The sequence below is a fragment of the Streptomyces sp. HUAS MG56 genome (assembly GCF_058673395.1).
In genome coordinates, this window is sequence record NZ_CM178722.1 from 3494166 (window position 1) to 3511956 (window position 17791).

Annotated in this window: 17 protein-coding genes; 8 read left to right on the plus strand and 9 right to left on the minus strand. The window is 73.5% G+C overall.

What is annotated here, in order from left to right; genetic code table 11:
* Nucleotides 1-14 precede the first annotated feature (14 nt).
* The 3 genes from pepN to AC4OXY_RS16640 all read right to left on the minus strand — a co-directional run bounded on the left by pepN (nt 15) and on the right by AC4OXY_RS16640 (nt 3957).
* Nucleotides 15-2543, minus strand: coding sequence for an aminopeptidase N (pepN, locus tag AC4OXY_RS16630; RefSeq protein ID WP_491994143.1), 2529 nt, complete (start codon nt 2541-2543; stop codon nt 15-17).
* 142 nt (nt 2544-2685) lie between these two features.
* Nucleotides 2686-3033, minus strand: coding sequence for a chorismate mutase (locus tag AC4OXY_RS16635; protein WP_491994144.1), 348 nt, complete (start codon nt 3031-3033; stop codon nt 2686-2688).
* 33 nt (nt 3034-3066) lie between these two features.
* The gene (locus AC4OXY_RS16640) at nt 3067-3957 is read right to left on the minus strand and encodes a helix-turn-helix domain-containing protein (protein ID WP_491994145.1); all 891 of its coding nucleotides are present in this window, start codon (nt 3955-3957) and stop codon (nt 3067-3069) included.
* Between the two features lie 113 nt (nt 3958-4070).
* On the opposite strand from AC4OXY_RS16640, the gene AC4OXY_RS16645 reads away from it, so the two are divergent.
* Both AC4OXY_RS16645 and AC4OXY_RS16650 read left to right on the plus strand, forming a co-directional pair.
* On the plus strand, nt 4071-5828 hold the full coding sequence (locus AC4OXY_RS16645) for a glycoside hydrolase family 35 protein (protein WP_491994146.1): 1758 nt from the start codon (nt 4071-4073) through the stop codon (nt 5826-5828).
* Between the two features lie 58 nt (nt 5829-5886).
* Complete coding sequence (locus AC4OXY_RS16650; protein ID WP_356021152.1) at nt 5887-6768, plus strand: hypothetical protein; 882 nt, start codon at nt 5887-5889, stop codon at nt 6766-6768.
* A gap of 36 nt (nt 6769-6804) precedes the next feature.
* Here the strand turns inward: AC4OXY_RS16650 and AC4OXY_RS16655 are convergent, their stop codons facing one another.
* Both AC4OXY_RS16655 and AC4OXY_RS16660 read right to left on the minus strand, forming a co-directional pair.
* A complete protein-coding gene (locus AC4OXY_RS16655; RefSeq protein ID WP_491994147.1) occupies nt 6805-7710 on the minus strand; it encodes an SDR family oxidoreductase in 906 nt (301 codons plus the stop codon).
* Complete coding sequence (locus tag AC4OXY_RS16660; RefSeq protein ID WP_356021149.1) at nt 7707-8465, minus strand: SDR family oxidoreductase; 759 nt, start codon at nt 8463-8465, stop codon at nt 7707-7709. Before AC4OXY_RS16660 ends, AC4OXY_RS16655 begins: the two co-directional genes overlap by 4 nt.
* 110 nt (nt 8466-8575) lie before the next feature.
* Between AC4OXY_RS16660 and AC4OXY_RS16665 the strand changes: the two genes are divergently transcribed.
* From AC4OXY_RS16665 to AC4OXY_RS16680, 4 genes are read left to right on the plus strand one after another with little or no spacing between them, the layout of a single operon-like run.
* The gene (locus tag AC4OXY_RS16665; RefSeq protein ID WP_491994148.1) at nt 8576-9460 is read left to right on the plus strand and encodes an enoyl-CoA hydratase family protein; all 885 of its coding nucleotides are present in this window, start codon (nt 8576-8578) and stop codon (nt 9458-9460) included.
* Nucleotides 9461-10312, plus strand: a complete 852-nt coding sequence (locus AC4OXY_RS16670) for a CoA transferase subunit A (RefSeq protein ID WP_356021146.1) — start codon at nt 9461-9463, stop codon at nt 10310-10312. It abuts the gene before it with no gap.
* Nucleotides 10309-11118, plus strand: a complete 810-nt coding sequence (locus tag AC4OXY_RS16675) for a CoA-transferase subunit beta (RefSeq protein WP_491994149.1) — start codon at nt 10309-10311, stop codon at nt 11116-11118. Before AC4OXY_RS16670 ends, AC4OXY_RS16675 begins: the two co-directional genes overlap by 4 nt.
* Nucleotides 11119-11125: 7 nt before the next feature.
* Nucleotides 11126-12184, plus strand: coding sequence for an NAD(P)H-dependent flavin oxidoreductase (locus AC4OXY_RS16680; protein WP_356021142.1), 1059 nt, complete (start codon nt 11126-11128; stop codon nt 12182-12184).
* On the opposite strand, the gene AC4OXY_RS16685 is transcribed toward AC4OXY_RS16680, so the two are convergent.
* From AC4OXY_RS16685 to AC4OXY_RS16695, 3 genes are read right to left on the minus strand one after another with little or no spacing between them, the layout of a single operon-like run.
* Nucleotides 12168-13325 carry an acetyl-CoA C-acetyltransferase gene (locus AC4OXY_RS16685; protein WP_356021140.1) on the minus strand — a complete coding sequence of 386 codons (1158 nt, stop codon included), beginning with the start codon at nt 13323-13325 and terminating at the stop codon, nt 12168-12170. The genes AC4OXY_RS16680 and AC4OXY_RS16685 overlap by 17 nt on opposite strands.
* A 40-nt stretch (nt 13326-13365) precedes the next feature.
* Nucleotides 13366-13977: a TetR/AcrR family transcriptional regulator gene (locus tag AC4OXY_RS16690; protein WP_356021139.1), complete on the minus strand. Its 612-nt coding sequence runs from the start codon at nt 13975-13977 to the stop codon at nt 13366-13368.
* 48 nt (nt 13978-14025) lie between these two features.
* Nucleotides 14026-14811: an SDR family oxidoreductase gene (locus AC4OXY_RS16695; protein WP_376290706.1), complete on the minus strand. Its 786-nt coding sequence runs from the start codon at nt 14809-14811 to the stop codon at nt 14026-14028.
* A gap of 62 nt (nt 14812-14873) precedes the next feature.
* On the opposite strand from AC4OXY_RS16695, the gene AC4OXY_RS16700 reads away from it, so the two are divergent.
* Complete coding sequence (locus tag AC4OXY_RS16700; protein ID WP_356021135.1) at nt 14874-16013, plus strand: acyl-CoA dehydrogenase family protein; 1140 nt, start codon at nt 14874-14876, stop codon at nt 16011-16013.
* Nucleotides 16013-16990 carry an acyl-CoA dehydrogenase family protein gene (locus tag AC4OXY_RS16705; protein ID WP_491994150.1) on the plus strand — a complete coding sequence of 326 codons (978 nt, stop codon included), beginning with the start codon at nt 16013-16015 and terminating at the stop codon, nt 16988-16990. The genes AC4OXY_RS16700 and AC4OXY_RS16705 overlap by 1 nt, the downstream gene beginning before the upstream one ends.
* Before the next feature lie 12 nt (nt 16991-17002).
* Here the strand turns inward: AC4OXY_RS16705 and AC4OXY_RS16710 are convergent, their stop codons facing one another.
* The gene (locus AC4OXY_RS16710; RefSeq protein WP_491994151.1) at nt 17003-17734 is read right to left on the minus strand and encodes a vWA domain-containing protein; all 732 of its coding nucleotides are present in this window, start codon (nt 17732-17734) and stop codon (nt 17003-17005) included.
* Nucleotides 17735-17791 lie beyond the last annotated feature (57 nt).

The window sequence follows — 17791 nt, forward strand, 5'->3', positions numbered from 1 at the left end:
TCACGGTGCTGCCTCTACACCCCCTGGGCCTCCCGCGTCTCGTGCGGCTCCCCCGGTGTCTCCTGCCCGCCGCGCACGCGCAGGGCGCGGGAGAGGTCGTCGAGGCGGTCGGCGAGGGTCCGGCGCAGGGCCGGGGTGGGATCGGCGTCGCGCAGACAGGCCTGGCCGAGGGCCACGTTCTCGGCGTCGACGGCGTGCACCGGGAAGGCCCAGCGGGCGGCGGCCTGCGCGATGGCGGGGCCGCGGCGGGCGCTGACGGCGACCGCGTCCGGGTAGAAGCGCGGCACGTACTCCCGTACCAGATCGGCCTGTTCGGGCTGCCAGAAGCCCTGTGCGGTGGCCGTGAAGAGGTAGTTGGACAGGTCGTCGCCCGTGAACATGGCCTCCCAGGCCGCGCGCTTGGCCTCCGGGTCCGGCAGGGCCGCGCGGCAGCGGGCGGCGCCCTCGCGGCCGGTGGCGCTCGGGTCGCGCTCCAGCTCGGCGGCGATCGTGGCCTCGTCGGTGGCGCCGAGGACGGCGAGCCGGGCGAGTATGCGCCAGCGCAGCTCCGGGTCGATCTCCGGCCCGCCGGGCACCGTGCCGTCGGCGAGCCAGGCGGCGATGGTGTCGGGGTGGGCGGCGACGCCGATCAAGTGCCGCACGGCGATCAGGCGCAGGCCGGGGTGGTCGCCGTCCTCGGTGCGGCGCAGCAGGTCGCGGCAGAGGGAGGTGAGGGTGGACAGGGCCGCCGGGCGTTCCCGCGCGCTCAGGTACTGGTCGGCGATCTGACCGGAGGAGAAGGCGAGGACGCCCTGGACGATCGCCAGATCGGTCTCGCGCGGCAGGTGGGCGCGGGCCGTCTCCAGGTAGGCGGCGGGCGGCAGTTCGCCGTCGCGCACGGCGTCCCGCAGGGCGTTCCAGACGACCGCGCGGGTGAGCGGGTCGGGCAGGCCGGACAGTCCGGCACGCAGCGCCTCGAAGGAGTCGGCGTCGAAGCGGACCTTGGCGTAGGTGAGGTCGCCGTCGTTGAGCAGGAGCAGCGCGGGGCGCCTGCCGAGAGGCTGTGGGTCGCTCTGCGGGACGTCGAGCTCGCGGCGCTCGCGCAGCACCAGGTGCCCTTCGTCGGCGACGTCGCGGTCGTACAGGCCGGCGGTGAGGCGGTGCGGGCGGCTGCCCGTGCGGTCGACGGCCAGGGTGAAGGTGCTGTCGGCGGAGGCGATCCGGGGGGTGAGCGTGTCGACGCCGGTGGTGCGCAGCCAGCTGTCGGCCCAGCCGGGCACGTCCCGGTCGGTGGCGGAGGCGAGGGAGTCGATGAAGTCGGCGAGGGTGGCGTTGCCGAACTTGTGCCGCGCGAAGTGGGTGTTGATGCCGGCGAGGAAGTCCTTCTCGCCGAGCCAGACAGCCAGTTGGCGCAGCGCGGAGGCGCCCTTGGCGTAGGAGATGCCGTCGAAGTTGAGCAGCGCGGAGGCGGTGTCGTCGACGTTCTCGGGGGCGACCGGGTGGGTGGTGGGGCGCTGGTCGGCGTCGTAGCCCCAGGCCTTGCGGGTGACGGCGAACTCGGTCCAGGGGTCGGTGAAGCGGGTGGCCTCGGCGATGGTCTGGTAGCCCATGTACTCGGCGAAGGACTCGTTCAGCCAGATGTCGTCCCACCACTTGAGGGTGACGAGGTCGCCGAACCACATGTGGGCCATCTCGTGCGCGATGACCATGGCGCGGGTCTGCCGCTCGGTGTCGGTGACGGCGGAGCGGTAGACGAACTCGTCGCGGAAGGTGACCAGGCCCGGGTTCTCCATGGCGCCCGCGTTGAACTCGGGGACGAACGCCTGGTCGTAGGAGTCGAAGGGGTACGGCTCCTCGAACTCCTCGTGGTAGCGGTCGAAGCACGCACGCGTGACCTCGAAGATCTCGTCGGCGTCGGTGTCGAGGTACGGCGCGAGGGAGCGGCGGCAGTGGATGCCGAAGGGCAGCCCGCGGTGCTCGGTGCGCACCGAGTGCCAGGGGCCGGCGGCGACGGCGACGAGGTAGGTCGAGATCAGCGGGGTGGGCGCGGCCTCCCAGACCCCGTCGGCGCGCTGCTCGGTGACGCCGTTGGCGAGGACGGTCCACCCCTCGGGCGCCCTGACGGAGACCTCGAAGACGGCCTTCAGGTCGGGCTGGTCGAAGGCGGCGAAGACACGCTGGACGTCGTCCATGAACATCTGCGTGTAGACGTACGCCTCGCCGTCGCTGGGGTCGGTGAAGCGGTGCATGCCCTCGCCGGTGCGGGAGTAGCGCATGGCCGTGTCGACACGCAGTTCGTGCTCGCCCGCGGTGAGGTTCTCCAGCGGCAGCCGGCCGTCGGCGAGCGACTCCGGGTCGAGGGGCTGTCCGTCGAGCGTGACCGTGCGCAGCTCCGCGGGCTTCAGCTCGACGAACGTGTCCCCGGCGGACCGCGCGGTGAAGCGGATCACGGTGCGGGAGTCGAAGGTCTCGTCCCCGGTCGTCAGGTCCAGCTCGACCGTGTAGCGGTGGACGTCGAGGAGCTGTGCTCGGAGCTGCGCTTCGTCGCGCGTGAGTACGGACATGCAGGCCATGCTGCCCGATGGCACTGACAGCGGACAGGGGGTGGACTGGTTCGCCGCATATGTCCGGAACGTCGACCGGGCCCGTTCCGATCGCCGGAGCGCCCCGCGCCCGCTCCGCCCCTACCCCGCGCCCTCCTCCGGGTCAGTCCTCCACGGGCTGGGCGTTGGCGGTGTCCTCGGCGATGCGCTCGTGGTGGCGGATGACCTCGGCGATGATGAAGTTCAGGAACTTCTCGGCGAAGGCCGGGTCGAGCTTGGCGTTCTCGGCGAGCCGGCGCAGCCGCTCGATCTGGCGGGACTCACGGCCCGGGTCGGCGGGCGGCAGCTGGTGCACGGCCTTGAGCCGGCCGACCTGCTGGGTGGCCTTGAACCGCTCGGCGAGCAGGTGGACGACGGCCGCGTCGATGTTGTCGATGCTGTCGCGCAGCCGCTCCAGTTCCAGGCGGACCTCGGGCTGCATGTCACCGGTGCCGGTGTTGCTGGTGGTCATGGCCGTCAACCCTATGCGGTTGGCGGCCCACGTCTACGGGGTGTCCGGAGAGTGGATCATCGGGGGGTCGGCGGGGTCCGGCACCCGGTCGCTCCAGCCGCCGGGGACGGCACGGCCCTGCTGGGCGCGGAAGCGGACGGGGGCGAGGCCCACACGGCGCCTGAAGAGCCGGGAGAAGTAGGCGGGGTCGTCGTAGCCCACGCGGCGTGCGACGGCCGCGACGGGCAGCTCGGTGGCGGCGAGGAGTTCCTTGGCGCGGGCGAGGCGGATGCCGAGCAGGTAGTCCTTGGGGCTGCACCCGGCGGCCCGGCGGACGGCGCCGCGCAGCTCGGCGGGGGTCATGCCGTGCACGCGTGCGTGGTCGGCGACGCTCATCGGGGTGCAGGCGTCCCGGGCGAGGGCCTCCAGCACCTGGTCGCCGTCCGGGGCGAGGTCGGCGCGGGCCCGGCGCAGGGCGACGAGGAGTTCGTGCACGGCGGCGCCGGTCTCCACCTCCAGCAGGGGGTTGCCCCGGCGGGCGGCGCGGACGATGCGGGCGACCACCGCGCGGGGCCCGGAGGCGTCGGAGAGCGGTACGACGGGCCGCTCGGGCTCGATGTAGCCGAGCTCGGTGTACGTCGCGGCGGCGGGCCCGGTGAAGTCGACGAAGCCCTCGTCCCAGCCGGTGCCCGGGTCGGGCGCGTAGTGGTGGGGCACGCCGGGCGTGAGCCAGAGCAGCGCGGGCGCGGTGACGGCCGTACGGCGGCCGTCGGCGGCCCGGTACCAGCCGCCGCCCGAGCTGATCACGACAGCCACGTGGTGGTCGAGGGTGCGCGGGCCGACCGTGGGCAGCGCGCCGTGCTGGAGGCCGACGCCGAGACAGACCAGACCGAGGCGGTGGTGGGCGGGAGCAGGGCTGAAGAACCGCATCCAGGTCTGGTACATCGGCGCTCCTCCCGGCGTCGGCCACCACGGATTCCCGCCGAGCGGCGTTTTGTCCAAGCACCGCCGATCTTCGTCCATGGCGTGGCGCTCCGCCAGGGGCGAGGCTGGGCGGCATGAGCGAGTTCACGGTGGGGGAAAGCGATTTCCTGCTGGACGGGCGACCGGTACGGCTGCTGTCCGGGGCCCTGCACTACTTCCGGGTGCACGAGGCGCAGTGGCGGCACCGGCTCGCGATGCTGCGGGCGATGGGCCTGAACTGCGTGGAGACGTACGTCCCGTGGAATCTGCACCAGCCGCGCCCCGGCACGTTCCGGGACGTGCAGGCGCTCGGCCGGTTCCTCGACGCGGCCCGGGACGAGGGCCTGTGGGCGATCGTGCGGCCCGGCCCCTACATCTGCGCCGAGTGGGAGAACGGCGGCCTGCCGGCGTGGCTGACACATGAGGTGGGCACACGCGCGCGTACGCGCGACGAACGGTATCTGTCGCATGTACGCGCCTGGTTCCGCCGTCTGCTGCCCGAGATCGTGCCCCGGCAGCTGGACCGCGGCGGCCCGGTGCTCATGGTGCAGGTCGAGAACGAGTACGGCAGCTACGGCAGCGACACCGGCCATCTGGGCGAGCTGGCCGACCTGCTGCGTGCGGAAGGGGTCACGGTCCCGCTGTTCACCTCGGACGGGCCGGAGGACCACATGCTGACCGGGGGTTCGCTGCCCGGGGTGCTCGCCACGGTGAACTTCGGCTCGCACGCGCGCGTGGCCTTCGAGACGCTGCGCCGCCACCGCCCCGAGGGCCCGCTGATGTGCATGGAGTTCTGGTGCGGCTGGTTCGACCACTGGTCCGGCGAGCACGTCGTACGCGACCCCGACGAGGCCGCGGGGGCGCTGCGGGAGATCCTCGACGCGGGGGCCTCGGTGAACCTGTACATGGCGCACGGCGGCACGAGTTTCGGGGGCTGGGCCGGCGCCAACCGGGGCGGCGGCGCGCTGCACGAGGGCCCGCTGGAGCCGGACGTGACGTCGTACGACTACGACGCCCCGGTCGACGAACAGGGCCGCCCCACCGCGAAGTTCTGGGCGTTCCGCGAGGTCCTCACCGCGTACGACTCCGGCCCGCTGCCCGAACTTCCGCCGCGGCCCCCCGTGTTGGAGTCACCGTCCGAGGCGTCACTCACCGCCTGGGCAGGGCTGGACGCCGTACTGGAGACGCTGGGCGGCGAGGAGCGTACGACGCCCGTGCCGCCGTCCTTCGAGGAGCTGGGGGTCACCCGGGGGCTGGTGCGCTACGTGGTGGAGGTGCCGGGGCCGCGGCAGCCGTACCCGCTCGGCGTGCGCGGGCTGCGGGATCTGGCGGTGGTGTACGTCGACGGGGCGCGGGCCGGGGTGCTCACCGAGGAGGAGCCGGTCCTGAAGGAGCCCGTCGCGGGCCCCGCGCACGTGGAGCTGTGGGTGGAGTCCCTGGGCCGGGTGAACTACGGGCCCCGGCTCGGCGAGGCGAAGGGCGTCACCGGGGGCATCGTGCACGAGCGGCAGTTCCTGCACGGGGTACGCGCGCGTGGGCTGGATCTGGACGCCTTCGACGCCGGCGTGGACGCGGTGCCGTTCGGCCCGCCGCCACAGGAGGGCGCCCCGGGCCTGTACCGGGGCACGCTCACGGTGCGCGGGGCCGGGGACGCCCGGCTGGAGCTGCCCGGCTGGACGCGCGGTTTCGTCTGGATCAACGGCTTCGGGCTCGGCCGCTACTGGTCGGCGGGCCCCCAGCGGTCCCTGTACGTCCCCGGTCCGGTGCTGCGGGAGGGCGACAACGAGCTGTGGGTGCTGGAGCTGGAGGAGAGCCCCCCGGCCCGGCGGGCGCCCCGCCTGTGCCCCGTATGACCGGCGGCCCGCCGCGCCTAGAGTGGAGAGGAGTTCCGGCGTCATTGGGGGTGCGGACGTGGCGAACGGCGGACCCGTCGAGCACGGCTATCCGCACCTGGAGACGGTGCGGGCCGCCGTCAACGCGCTGTACAGGCGGTTGTCCTACGACACCGTCCAGACGTTCTCGACCAGTCTGGCCCCCGCCGACGTGGCCTTCTGCGACACCGACGACCTGCACCTGGGCGCTCAGCGCGTGGCCCACGAGATCGTGCGGCACTTCCGGCTGCCGGACGCGCGGCTGATCGTCGGCTTCCGGGAGATGACCCACGCGGCGAACGTCGAACTGGCGGCGGGTCCCGAGTACTTCGTCGAGCTGAACGACCGTTTCCGCACACATCGCCGGGACATCGGCGCCGCCCTCGCGCACGAGGTGGCGCACGTCTATCTGCACCGCCTGGACCTCTCCTTCCCGACCACGGCGGAGAACGAGATCCTCACGGACACGGTGACGACCTACCTGGGCGCGGGCTGGCTGCTGCTGGACGCCTACCGGGAGGACGCGGTCTCCTCGCAGAAGCTCGGCTATCTCACCCCCGAGGAGTTCGGCTACGTCCTGGCCAAGCGGGCGCTGCTGTTCCAGGAGGACCCGTCGGTGTGGTTCACCAGTCCGCAGGCCTACACCGCCTACACCAAGGGCATGGCCCAGGCCCGCCGGGACGAGCAGCAGCCACCGCTGACCGGCGCGGGCTGGGCGGGCCGGCGCCGCTACGCCCACGACCGCCGGCACGCGCCCTCCACCGCGCCGGGCGCCTCCTACGCCTTCACCCCCGACCCCGCCGGCCACCTCCGCGTCAGCTTCCCCTGCCCCACCTGCCACCAGCGGATCCGGGTGCCGGTGAAAGGGCGCGTCCGCGCGCGGTGCGGGGTGTGCCGGACGGTGCTGGAGTGCGACACGTAGCCCGTCTCCCGCCGGTGGGCCGGAGCCCCGAGGGGTTCAGGCGCCGTACACCGGCCCCGGTTCCTTCGCCGCCGCCAGGAGTTCGCGCGCCGTCTCGCCCGCCTCGGCCGGGGTCCGGCGTGCTCCCTTGTCGGCGGTGGGGCCCGGCCGCCAGCCCTCCATGACCGTGATCCGGCCGCCCTCCGCCTCGAACACCCGGCCCGTCACGCCCTCGCTCGCGGCCGAGCCCAGCCAGACCACGAGCGGCGAGACGTTCCCAGGCGCCATGACGTCGAAACCGGTCGCCGGAGCCGCCATCGTCTCCGCGAAGGTGCGCTCCGTCATACGGGTGCGGGCGGCGGGCGCGACGGCGTTGACCTGGACGCCGTAGCGGGCCAGCTCGGCGGCCGCGACCAGGGTCAGGCCGACGATCCCGGCCTTGGCCGCGCTGTAGTTGCCCTGTCCGACCGAGCCCAGCAGTCCGGCGCCGCTGCTGGTGTGGACGACCCGGGCCACCGGCGTGCGCCCGGTCTTGGCCTCGGCCCGCCAGTGCGCGGCGGCGTGTCTCAGCGGCAGGAAGTGCCCCTTGAGGTGGACGCGGATCACGGCGTCCCAGTCGTCCTCGTCGAGATTGACGAGCATCCGGTCGCGCAGGAAACCGGCGTTGCTGACGAGCGTGTCGAGCCGGCCGTACGCCTCCAGTGCCGTCCGGACCAGCGACGCGGCGCCCTCGGCCGTGGCGATGTCGCCGCCGTGCGCCACCGCCTCGCCGCCGGCGGCCCGGATCTCGGCGACGACGGTCTCGGCCGGGCTCTTCGCGTCGCGGGCTCCGTCCAGTCCGACCCCCAGATCGTTGACGACCACCCGAGCCCCCTCGGCCGCGAAGGCGAGGGCGTGGGCACGGCCGAGACCGCGGCCGGCGCCGGTGACGACGACGACCCGGCCGTCGCAGAGTGCGCTCATCTCACATCTCCCGGTTGACGGTTGGCTGTTGTGGCGTTCAGGAAGGCGGGCCGCTCCCCGCCGCCGTGCACGTGCAGGCTCGCTCCGCTGATGTAGGCGGCCGCGTCGGAGGCGAGGAAGACCGCCGCGCCGCCGACGTCGGCGGGGGCTGCGAGCCGGCCGAGCGGGACGGTGCGGGAGACGGCGTCGACGCCGTCCGGGCCGCCGTAGTGCAGATGTGCCAGTTCGGTGCGGACCATGCCGACCACGAGCGTGTTGACGCGGACCTCGGGCGCCCACTCCACGGCCATGGAGGCGGCCAGGTTCGCCAGGCCCGCCTTGGCGGCGCCGTACGCGGCCGAGCCGGGCGAGGGCCGGGTGCCGCTGACGCTGCCGACCATGACGACCGAGCCCCGGCTGCGCCGCAGGTGCTCGTACGCGGCGAGGGACGCGGTCAGCGGGGCGATCAGGTTCAGCTCGACGACCCTGGCGTGCCGCTCGGCGTCGGCGTCGGCCAGCAGCCGGTACGGGGTGCCTCCGGCGTTGTTGACGAGCACGTCCAGCCGGGGCAGCCCGGCGAAGAAGTCCCGTACGGCAGGGGGATCGCGCAGATCGAGGGGGGCGAACTCCACGCCGTCGACGGGAAGTTCGGGCGGACGGCGGGCGCAGGCCAGGACACGGGCTCCGGCCTCGGCAAAGGCCCGCGCTATCCCGGCGCCGACGCCCCGGGTGCCGCCGGTGACCACCACGGTGGTGGCGCGCGATGCGTTGCCCACAGGGCGCGCCGTCGAGTTATCCACAGGGCCTCCCGCTTGTCCGCGCAGGCTGCTAGCTTCGAAGCCATCGCACCTAACAAATGTTTGGTGGAAAGGTAGCTGATGCGGCCATGGGTGTCTCCCGTTCGTCCCCGGAAAAAGGGATTTCCGTCGTCACGGTCGACTTCCCGCCGGTGAACGCGCTGCCGGTGCGCGGCTGGTCCGAGCTGGCCGCGGCCGTGCGCGAATCCGGCCGTGACGCGGACGTCCGCTGTGTCGTGCTGGCCGCCGAGGGCCGTGGGTTCAACGCGGGCGTGGACATCAAGGAGATACAGGCGGCCGGCCGGGAGGCCCTGATCGGCGCCAACCACGGCTGCTCCGAGGCTTTCGCGGCGGTGTACGAGTGCGCGGTCCCGGTGGTCGCGGCGGTGCAGGGCTTCTGTCTGGGCGGTGGCATAGGCCTGGTGGGCAACGCGGACGCGATCGTGGCGAGCGAGGACGCCGCCTTCGGACTGCCCGAGCTGGACCGGGGCGCGCTGGGCGCCGCGACCCATCTGGCCCGGCTGGTCCCGCAGCACCTGATGCGCGCCCTGTACTACACGGGGCGCACGGCGAGCGCCGCCGAGCTGCACCGGCACGGCTCGGTGTGGCGGGTGGTACCCCGGCCGGAACTGCGGGAGGCGGCGCTGGCGCTGGCGCGCGAGATCGCCGCGAAGGACGGTCGGCTGCTGCGCATGGCGAAGGCCGCGATCAACGGCATCGACCCGGTCGACGTCCGCCGCAGCTACCGCTTCGAACAGGGCTTCACCTTCGAGGCCAACCTCAGCGGACTGGCGGACCGGGTCCGCGACACGTTCGGGACGGCTGACGAGGGCGGGGGCGCAGAGGGCAGTAGGGGTGGCGCGGACGGCAGGAGCGGTGCGGACGTCAGGGACGGCGCGGCCCGGAGCGACGGCACAGCCGGGGACGGCGGCGCATCGGCAGAGAGCGAAACGTCAGGGAAGGAGGGCGCGTAGGTGGGCGACAAGACGATGAGCGCGGACGAGGTGGTCTCCCGGCTGCGGAGCGGGATGACCCTCGGCATCGGCGGCTGGGGATCGAGGCGCAAGCCGATGACGCTGGTCAGAGCCCTGCTGCGGACGGGCATCACGGACCTGACGGTCGTGTCGTACGGCGGCCCCGACGTCGGGATGCTGGCCGCGGCCGGCCGGATCCGCACGCTGGTCACCGCCTTCGTCACCCTCGACTCGATCCCGCTCGAACCGCACTACCGGGCGGCGCGCGAGCGGGCCGGGTTCGAGCTGACGGAGGTCGACGAAGGGATGTTCCTCTCAGGCCTGCGCGCGGCGGCGCACCGGCTGCCCTTCCTGCCGGTGCGGGCGGGCCTCGGCTCGGACGTCATGCGGATCAACCCCCACCTGAAGACAGTCACGTCGCCGTACGAGGACGGCGAGACGCTGGTGGCGATGCCCGCCCTGCGGCTGGACGCGGCCCTGGTCCACATGGGCCGCGCCGACCGGCTGGGCAACGGACAGTACCTGGGCCCGGATCCCTACTTCGACGACCTGTTCTGCGCGGCGGCGGACGCGGCCTACGTCTCCTGCGAACGGATCGTGGACACGGCCGAGCTGACCAAGGCGGCGCCTCCGCAGTCGCTGCTGCTCAAACGCCTCGCGGTGACCGGCGTGGTGGAGGCCCCGAACGGCGCGCACTTCACGTCCTGCGCACCGGACTACGACAGGGACGAGGAGTTCCAGCGGCTCTACGCCACCACGCCCTGGCCGGAGTTCGCCGAGCGGTTCCTCGGCCCGGACGAGGAGACCTATCGGGCGGCGGTGCGGAAGTGGCGGAAGGAGCAGACGGGATGAGCACACCGAAGACGAACGCATCGGAAACGAACACACCGGAGACGGCGGGCACGCGGGCCCCCCTTCCCCCGCCCACCCGCGCCGAGTACTGCGTGATCGCCTGCGCCGAGGCCTGGCGCGGGGCCGGGGAGATCCTGGCGAGCCCGATGGGTCTGATCCCCTCGCTGGGGGCGCGGCTGGCCCGGCTGACCTTCGCGCCGGACCTGCTGCTGACCGACGGCGAGGCCCTGCTGGTCGGCCCGGACGGCACACCCGAGGGCTGGTTGCCGTACCGGCAGCATCTGGAGCTGGTGGCGGGCGGGCGCCGGCACGTGATGATGGGCGCGAGCCAGATCGACCGGTACGGCAACCAGAACATCTCCTGCATCGGCGACTGGGCGCACCCCCGCCGCCAGTTGCTCGGAATGCGCGGAGCACCGCTCAACACACTGAACAATCCGACGAGTTACTGGATCCCGAGGCACTCCCGTCGGGTGTTCGTGGAGCGGGTGGACGTGGTCTGCGGGGTGGGGTACGACCGGGCGGCCGGGCTGGGCGGCGCGGCTCGCTTCCACCGCCTCGGGCGGGTGGTGTCCGACCTCGGCGCCTTCGACTTCGCCACCCCCGACCACTCGATGCGGCTGGCCTCGCTGCATCCCGGGGTGAGCGTGGAGCAGGTGCGGGAGGCGACGGGCTTCGCGCTCGCCGTGCCGGACGAGGTGCCCCACACCCGGGAACCGGCGGAGGCGGAACTGCGGCTGATCCGCGAGCTGCTGGACCCGGGCGGCGCGCGGACGCGCGAGGTCCCCGAGGCGGCCGGGGGGTGAGGGGCGGATGGAGACGGCGCTGACCCGGCTGGTCGGCATACGGCATCCGATCGTGCAGACCGGAATGGGCTGGGTGGCCGGCCCCCGTCTGGTCTCGGCGGCGGCGAACGCGGGCGCGCTCGGCATCCTGGCCTCGGCGACGATGACGCCCGGTCAACTGCGGGACGCGATACGGGAGGTGAGGTCGCGCACCGACGCGCCGTTCGGGGTGAACCTGCGGGCCGACGCGGGCGACGCGGCCGACCGGGTGGAGATCATGCTGGCGGAGGGCGTCCGGGTGGCCTCCTTCGCCCTGGCCCCCTCGGCCGGGCTGATCGCCCGGCTGAAGGAGGCGGGCGTGGTCGTCATCCCGTCCGTCGGGGCACGGCGGCATGCGGAGAAGGTCGCCGCGTGGGGTGCGGACGCGGTGATCGTGCAGGGCGGCGAGGGCGGCGGGCACACCGGCGAGGTGGCGACGAGCGTGCTGCTGCCGCAGGTCGTGGACGCGGTGGACATACCGGTGGTGGCGGCGGGCGGTTTCTTCGACGGGCGGGGCCTGGTGGCGGCGCTGGCGTACGGGGCGGCCGGGGTGGCGATGGGCACACGGTTCCTGCTCACGTCCGACTCGACGGTGCCGGACGCGGTGAAGGCCCGCTATCTGGCCGCGACGGTCCGGGACGTCACGGTCACCCGGGCGGTGGACGGCCTGCCGCACCGGATGCTGCGCACGGACCTGGTGGCCGCGCTGGAGCGGTCGGGCCGGATCCGGGCCCTGGCCCACGCGCTGCGGAAGGCGGCCGGCTTCCGGCGGCTGTCGGGTCTCGGCTGGCGGGAGATGCTGCGGGACGGCCTGGCCATGAAGCACGGAAAGGAGCTGAGCTGGAGCCAGGTGCTGCTGGCGGCGAACACGCCGATGCTGCTGAGATCCGCGATGGTGGACGGCCGTACGGATCTCGGGGTGATGGCGTCCGGGCAGGTCGCCGGGGTGATCGACGACCTGCCGTCGTGCGCGGAGCTGGTGGAGAGGATCGCGAAGGAGGCGGAGGAGGTGCTGGCTCGCCTGCCGGGACTCAGAGGCGTTCGATGATCGTCACATTGGCCTGGCCGCCGCCCTCGCACATGGTCTGGAGGCCGTAGCGGCCGCCGGTGCGTTCCAGTTCGTGGAGCAGGGTCGTCATCAGGCGGACGCCGGTCGCGCCGAGGGGGTGGCCGAGGGCGATCGCGCCGCCGTTGACGTTGACCTTGTCGGGATCGGCACCGGTCTCCTTCAGCCAGGCGAGGACGACCGGGGCGAAGGCCTCGTTGATCTCGACAAGGTCGATGGCGTCCAGCGTCAGGCCGGTCTTCTTCAGGGCGTGGGCGGTGGCCGGGATCGGCGCGGAGAGCATGCGGATCGGGTCCTCGCCGCGCACGGAGAGGTGGTGGACGCGGGCGCGCGGGCGCAGCCCGTGCTCGCGGACGGCGTGCTCCGAGGCGAGCAGCATGGCCGCGGCGCCGTCGGAGACCTGGGAGGAGCAGGCCGCGGTGATGGTGCCGCCGTCGAGGACGGGCTTCAGCGTGGCCATCTTCTCCAGGGAGGTGTCCCGGCGGGGGCCCTCGTCCACGGTGACCTCACCGTGGGGGACGGTCTCGCGCTCGAAGCGGCCGGTGTCGAGGGCGTGGAGGGCGCGCCGGTGCGAGCGCAGGGCGAACTCCTCCTGGTCCTCGCGGCTGATGCCCCACTTGGCGGCGATCATCTCGGCGCCGGCGAACTGGTTGACGGGCCGGTCGCCGTAACGGGCGCGCCAGCCGGAGCTGCCGAGGAAGGGACCGTCGGTGAGGCCGAGGGGGGCGGCGGCCTGCCGGGAGGCGAAGGCGATGGGGATCTGGGACATGTTCTGCACCCCGCCGGCGATCACCAGGTCCTGCGTGCCGGAGAGCACGGCCTGCGCGGCGAAGTGCACGGCCTGCTGGGAGGACCCGCACTGCCGGTCGACGGTCACGCCCGGCACCTCCTCCGGCAGGCCCGCGGCCAGCCAGCAGGTGCGGGCGATGTCCCCGGCCTGCGGCCCCACCGTGTCCAGGCAGCCGAAGACCACGTCCTCCACGGCGGCCGGGTCGATCCCGGCCCGTCGTACCAGCGCGGTGAGCACGTGTGCGCCCAGGTCGGCCGGGTGGACCGCGCTGAGCCCTCCCCCGCGCCGCCCGACGGGCGTGCGGACCGCTTCGACGATGTAGGCCTCGGCCATGACAACTCCCTCACAGGAAAGGGGCGTGATGCAGACGGTGTCACTCGCGTACGGCGATCCCGTCCAGCACCATCGACAGGTACTGGCGGGCGATCTCCTCCGGGCTGTGCTGTCCGCCGGGCCGGTACCAGGAGGCGGCGACCCAGACGGTGTCGCGGACGAACCGGTAGGTGAGGCGGACGTCCAGGTCGGCGCGGAAGACGTGCTCGGCCACGCCGCGTTCCAGCGTGGACAGCCAGGCCTTCTCGAACCGGCGCTGGGACTCGGCGAGAAACGCGAACCGGTCCTGGGCGACGAGCTGCCGGCTCTCCTTCTGGTAGATGGCGACGGCCGCGCGGTGCCGGTCGATCTCCCGGAAGGACTCGGTGACCAGGGCCTCCAGCGTCTCGCGGGGCCCGAGTGCGGAGTCGAGGACGGTGTCGTAGCCGTCCCAGAGCTCGTCGAGGAAGGTCCGCAGGATCTCCTCAAGCATCGACTCCTTGGAGTCGAAGTGGTAGTAGAGACTGCCCGCGAGCATCCCGGCGTGGTCGGCGATCTTGCGGACGGTGGTGGCGTTGTAGCCGTGCTCGGCGAAGACCTCGGCGGCGGTGGTGAGGAGTTCGCCGCGCCGGGCCGCTGCCGGGGTCACCTGGGGCTTCTTCTTGGTCGGCACGGACCCATTCTGGTACCCGGCCCCTTTCCGGTGCCGGGACCGGTGGGCCTAGGCATGCTGGCTGCTGACGGAGACGACCTCGCCGGTCAGGTACGAGGAGTAGCCGGACGCCAGGAACACGATCACGTTGGCCACCTCCCAGGGCTGCGCCCAGCGTCCGAAGGCCTCCCGCCCGGTCAGTTCCTCCAGCAGTTCGGCGGAGGTGACCTTCACCAGGTGGGGGTGCATGGCGAGGCTGGGGGCGACCGCGTTGACCCGGACGCCGTAGGCGGCGGCCTCGATCGCCGCGCAGCGGGTCAGCGCCATCACCCCGGCCTTGGCGGCGGCGTAGTGCGCCTGCCCGGCCTGGGCGCGCCAGCCGACGACGGAGGCGTTGTTGACGATCACCCCGCCGCCGGTCTCGCGCATGGACCGCAGGGCGGCGCGCGTGCAGCGGAAGGTGCCGTTCAGGGTCACGTCCAGGACCCGGGACCACTGTTCGTCGCTCATGTCGGCGAGGTCCGAAGTGCCGCCCAGGCCCGCGTTGTTGACGACGATGTCGAGTCTGCCGTGCTCCTGCGCGGCCGTCTCGAACAGGGTCCGCACCTGCGCCTCGTCGGTGACGTCGCACGGCACCGCCGCCACCCGGCCCGGGAACTTGCGGCGCAGCTCGCTCTCGTGCTCCTGCAGCCGGCGCGTGTGCGCGTCGCTGATCAGCACGCGCGCGCCCTCCTCCAGGAAGCGGTGCGCGGTCGCCCCGCCGATGCCGGCGCCGGCCGCCGCGGTGATGACGGCGGTGCGGCCCCGGAGCAGTCCGTGTCCGACGACGTAGGCCGGGCTCTCGACGCCTGTCATGGAGTCACGCTAACCTACCAAACACTTGTTAGGGAAGCCTGCTGGAGAAAGGGGCAGCCGCCGTGGACCTGACCCATTCCGAAGCCGACGAGGAGTTCCGCGCCGAGGCCCGCGCCTGGCTCCGGGCGCACGTGCCGCGCACGCCGCTGCCGTCCCTGGAGACGGCGGAGGGCTTCGCGGCGCACCGCGCCTGGGAGGCCGAACTGGCCGCGGACCGCTGGTCGGTGGTGTCCTGGCCGCAGCGGTACGGCGGCCGGGACGCCGGTCTGCTGCGCTGGCTGGTCTTCGAGGAGGAGTACTGGGCGGCGGGCGCGCCGGGCCGGGTCGGGCAGAACGGCGTCAGCCTGCTCGCGCCGACGCTCTTCGACCACGGCACGCAGGAGCAACGCGCGCGCGTGCTGCCTCCGATGGCCACCGGCGAGGTGGTCTGGGCGCAGGCCTGGTCCGAACCGGAGGCGGGCTCCGACCTGGCCTCCCTCACCTCACGGGCGGCGCGGACGGAGGGCGGCTGGCTGCTCAACGGGCACAAGACCTGGTCCTCGCGGGCGGCCTTCGCCGACCGGGCCTTCGGGTTGTTCCGCAGTCACCCCGACGCCCCGAAGCCCCACCAGGGGCTCACGTACCTGATGTTCGACCTGCGCGCGCCCGGTGTCACCGTCCGCCCCGTCGGCCGCCTGGACGGCAGACCGGCCTTCGCGGAGCTGTTCCTGGACGACGTGTTCGTCCCGGACGAGGACGTGATCGGCGAGCCCGGCCAGGGCTGGCGGATCGCGATGTCCACGGCGGGCAACGAACGCGGGCTCACCCTGCGCTCCCCGGGCCGCTTCCTCGCCGCGGCCGGCCGGCTGGCCGAGCTGTGGCGGGAGCGCGGCTGCCCCGAGCACGCACGCGCGCGCGTGGCCGACGCCCTGATCGGCGCCCGCGCCTACCAGCTGTTCACCTACGCGGCCGCCGCCCGCTTCCTGGAGGGCGAGCGGCTCGGCCCCGAGTCCAGCATGAACAAGGTGTTCTGGTCCGAGCTGGACCTCGCGCTGCACGAGACGGCGCTCGATCTGCTGGACGACGAGGGCGAGTCGGCCGACTCCGGCTGGTCCGAGGGGTATGTGTTCGCGCTGGCCGGACCCATCTACGCCGGTACCAACGAGATCCAGCGGGACATCGTCGCCGAGCGGCTGCTCGGCCTGCCGAAGGGACGCCGCTGATGCGCTTCCTGCCCGATGCCGAGCAGCGCGCCTTCACCGACTCGCTGCACGCGATGCTGACGGCCGCGGACACCCCGGCGGTGATCCGCGACTGGAGCCGCGGCGACCATGCGCGCGGGCGCGCGTTGTGGCGCCGTGTCGCCCGGGCGGGGGTGTTCGGCCTGGCGGTGCCGGAGGAGCACGGCGGGCTGGGTCGGCATCCGGTGGAACTGGCCTTCGCCTTCGTGGAGTTGGGGCGGCATGCGGTGCCGGGTCCGCTGGCGGAGACGGTCGCGGCGGCCGTACTGCTTGCCGACCCCCCGCTCGCGAAGCGGTTCCTGCCGGGCCTCCTGGCGGGTACGGACCTCGCGACGACGGCAGCGGTGCCGCACGGCCATGCCCTCGACGGCGACGCGGCCGCGGTCCGCCTCGCCCGCGCCCCCGACGGGCTGCGCCTGGCCTCCGCAGGCCCGGTGCGCCGCTCCCTCGACCCGGCCCGCCGCCTGACACCGCTCGTGCCGGACGGCGAACTCCTCGACCCCGGCCCGCCGTTCGACCGCGCGCTCACCTGGGCCCGGCTGGCCGTCGCCGCCCAGGCCCTCGGGGTCGGGCTGGCGCTGCTCGACCGCACCGTGGCGTACGTCAGGCAGCGCACCCAGTTCGGCGTCCCCGTCGGCTCCTTCCAGGCGGTCAAGCACCGCCTCGCCGACGCCGCGACGGCCCTGGAGTTCGCGCGCCCGCTGCTGTTCGGCGCGGCGGTATCGCTGCGCCCGGCGGACGTGGCCGCCGCCAAGCTCATGGCCTGCGACGCGGCGTACACGACGGCCCGCACGGCACTGCAACTGCACGGCGCGATCGGCTACACCGCCGAGTACGACCTGTCCCTGTGGCTGACCAAGGCCCGTGCGCTGCGCACCGCGTGGGGCAGCCCCGAGGAGTGCCGGGAGGTGTTCCTGGAGGACGCGCTCAAGACGCCGGCCCCCTCGGACTCGCCCTGACCGACGGCCGGTTCACGCGGCGGGCGGCCGGAGGATCCCGGCGGCGCGGGCGGCCGCCAGCCACTGCGGGAACTCCCCGCAGAGCCGGTCGTACAGCTCGGCGTCGGACAGGCGCCGCGGGTCCTCGCCGGCGTGGAAGAAGCCGGCGTTGTCCACGATCCGCTTGCCGGGGACGGCCAGCTCGTCCAGTTTCCGCAGGAAGTCGAACTGCCGGCTGCCCGGGTCGCCGAAGCCGACGAACTGCCAGAACAGCGGGAGTTTCGCCGCCTTGCACAGATACCGCTCGGCGGCGGGCCGGCTGATCGGACCGCCGTCGGTCTGGAAGACGACGAGGGCGGGGTCGGTGGCGCCGCTGTCCAGGTAGTGGTCGATGACGGCGTCCATCGCCAGGTGGTAGCTGGTCTTCCCCATGTGCCCGAGCCCGGCCACGATCCGCTCGACGGCGCCCTCGTGGCGGTCGAGGGCGATGTCGGTGACCGCGTCGACGTCCGTGGAGAAGAACACCACCGGCACCCGCCCGTCGTCGTCGAGGTGCGCGGACAGCCCCAGCACCCGGTCGGCGAGCGCCTGCACGCTGCCGTCCTGGTAGTACGGCCGCATGGAGCCCGAGTGGTCGAGCACGAGGTAGACGGCGGCGCGCTGCCCGTCCAGGCCGTGCTCGCGCAGGGACACGCCGGCGGTCTTGTACAGGCTGACCAGCCCCGGGGCCGTCTCCTCCACCTTGCGCAGGCTGATCGCGGTCATGCTTTCCCCTCGGCTGTGCGGACATGCGACGACGCCTGCCCAGCGTCCGGTCGGGGA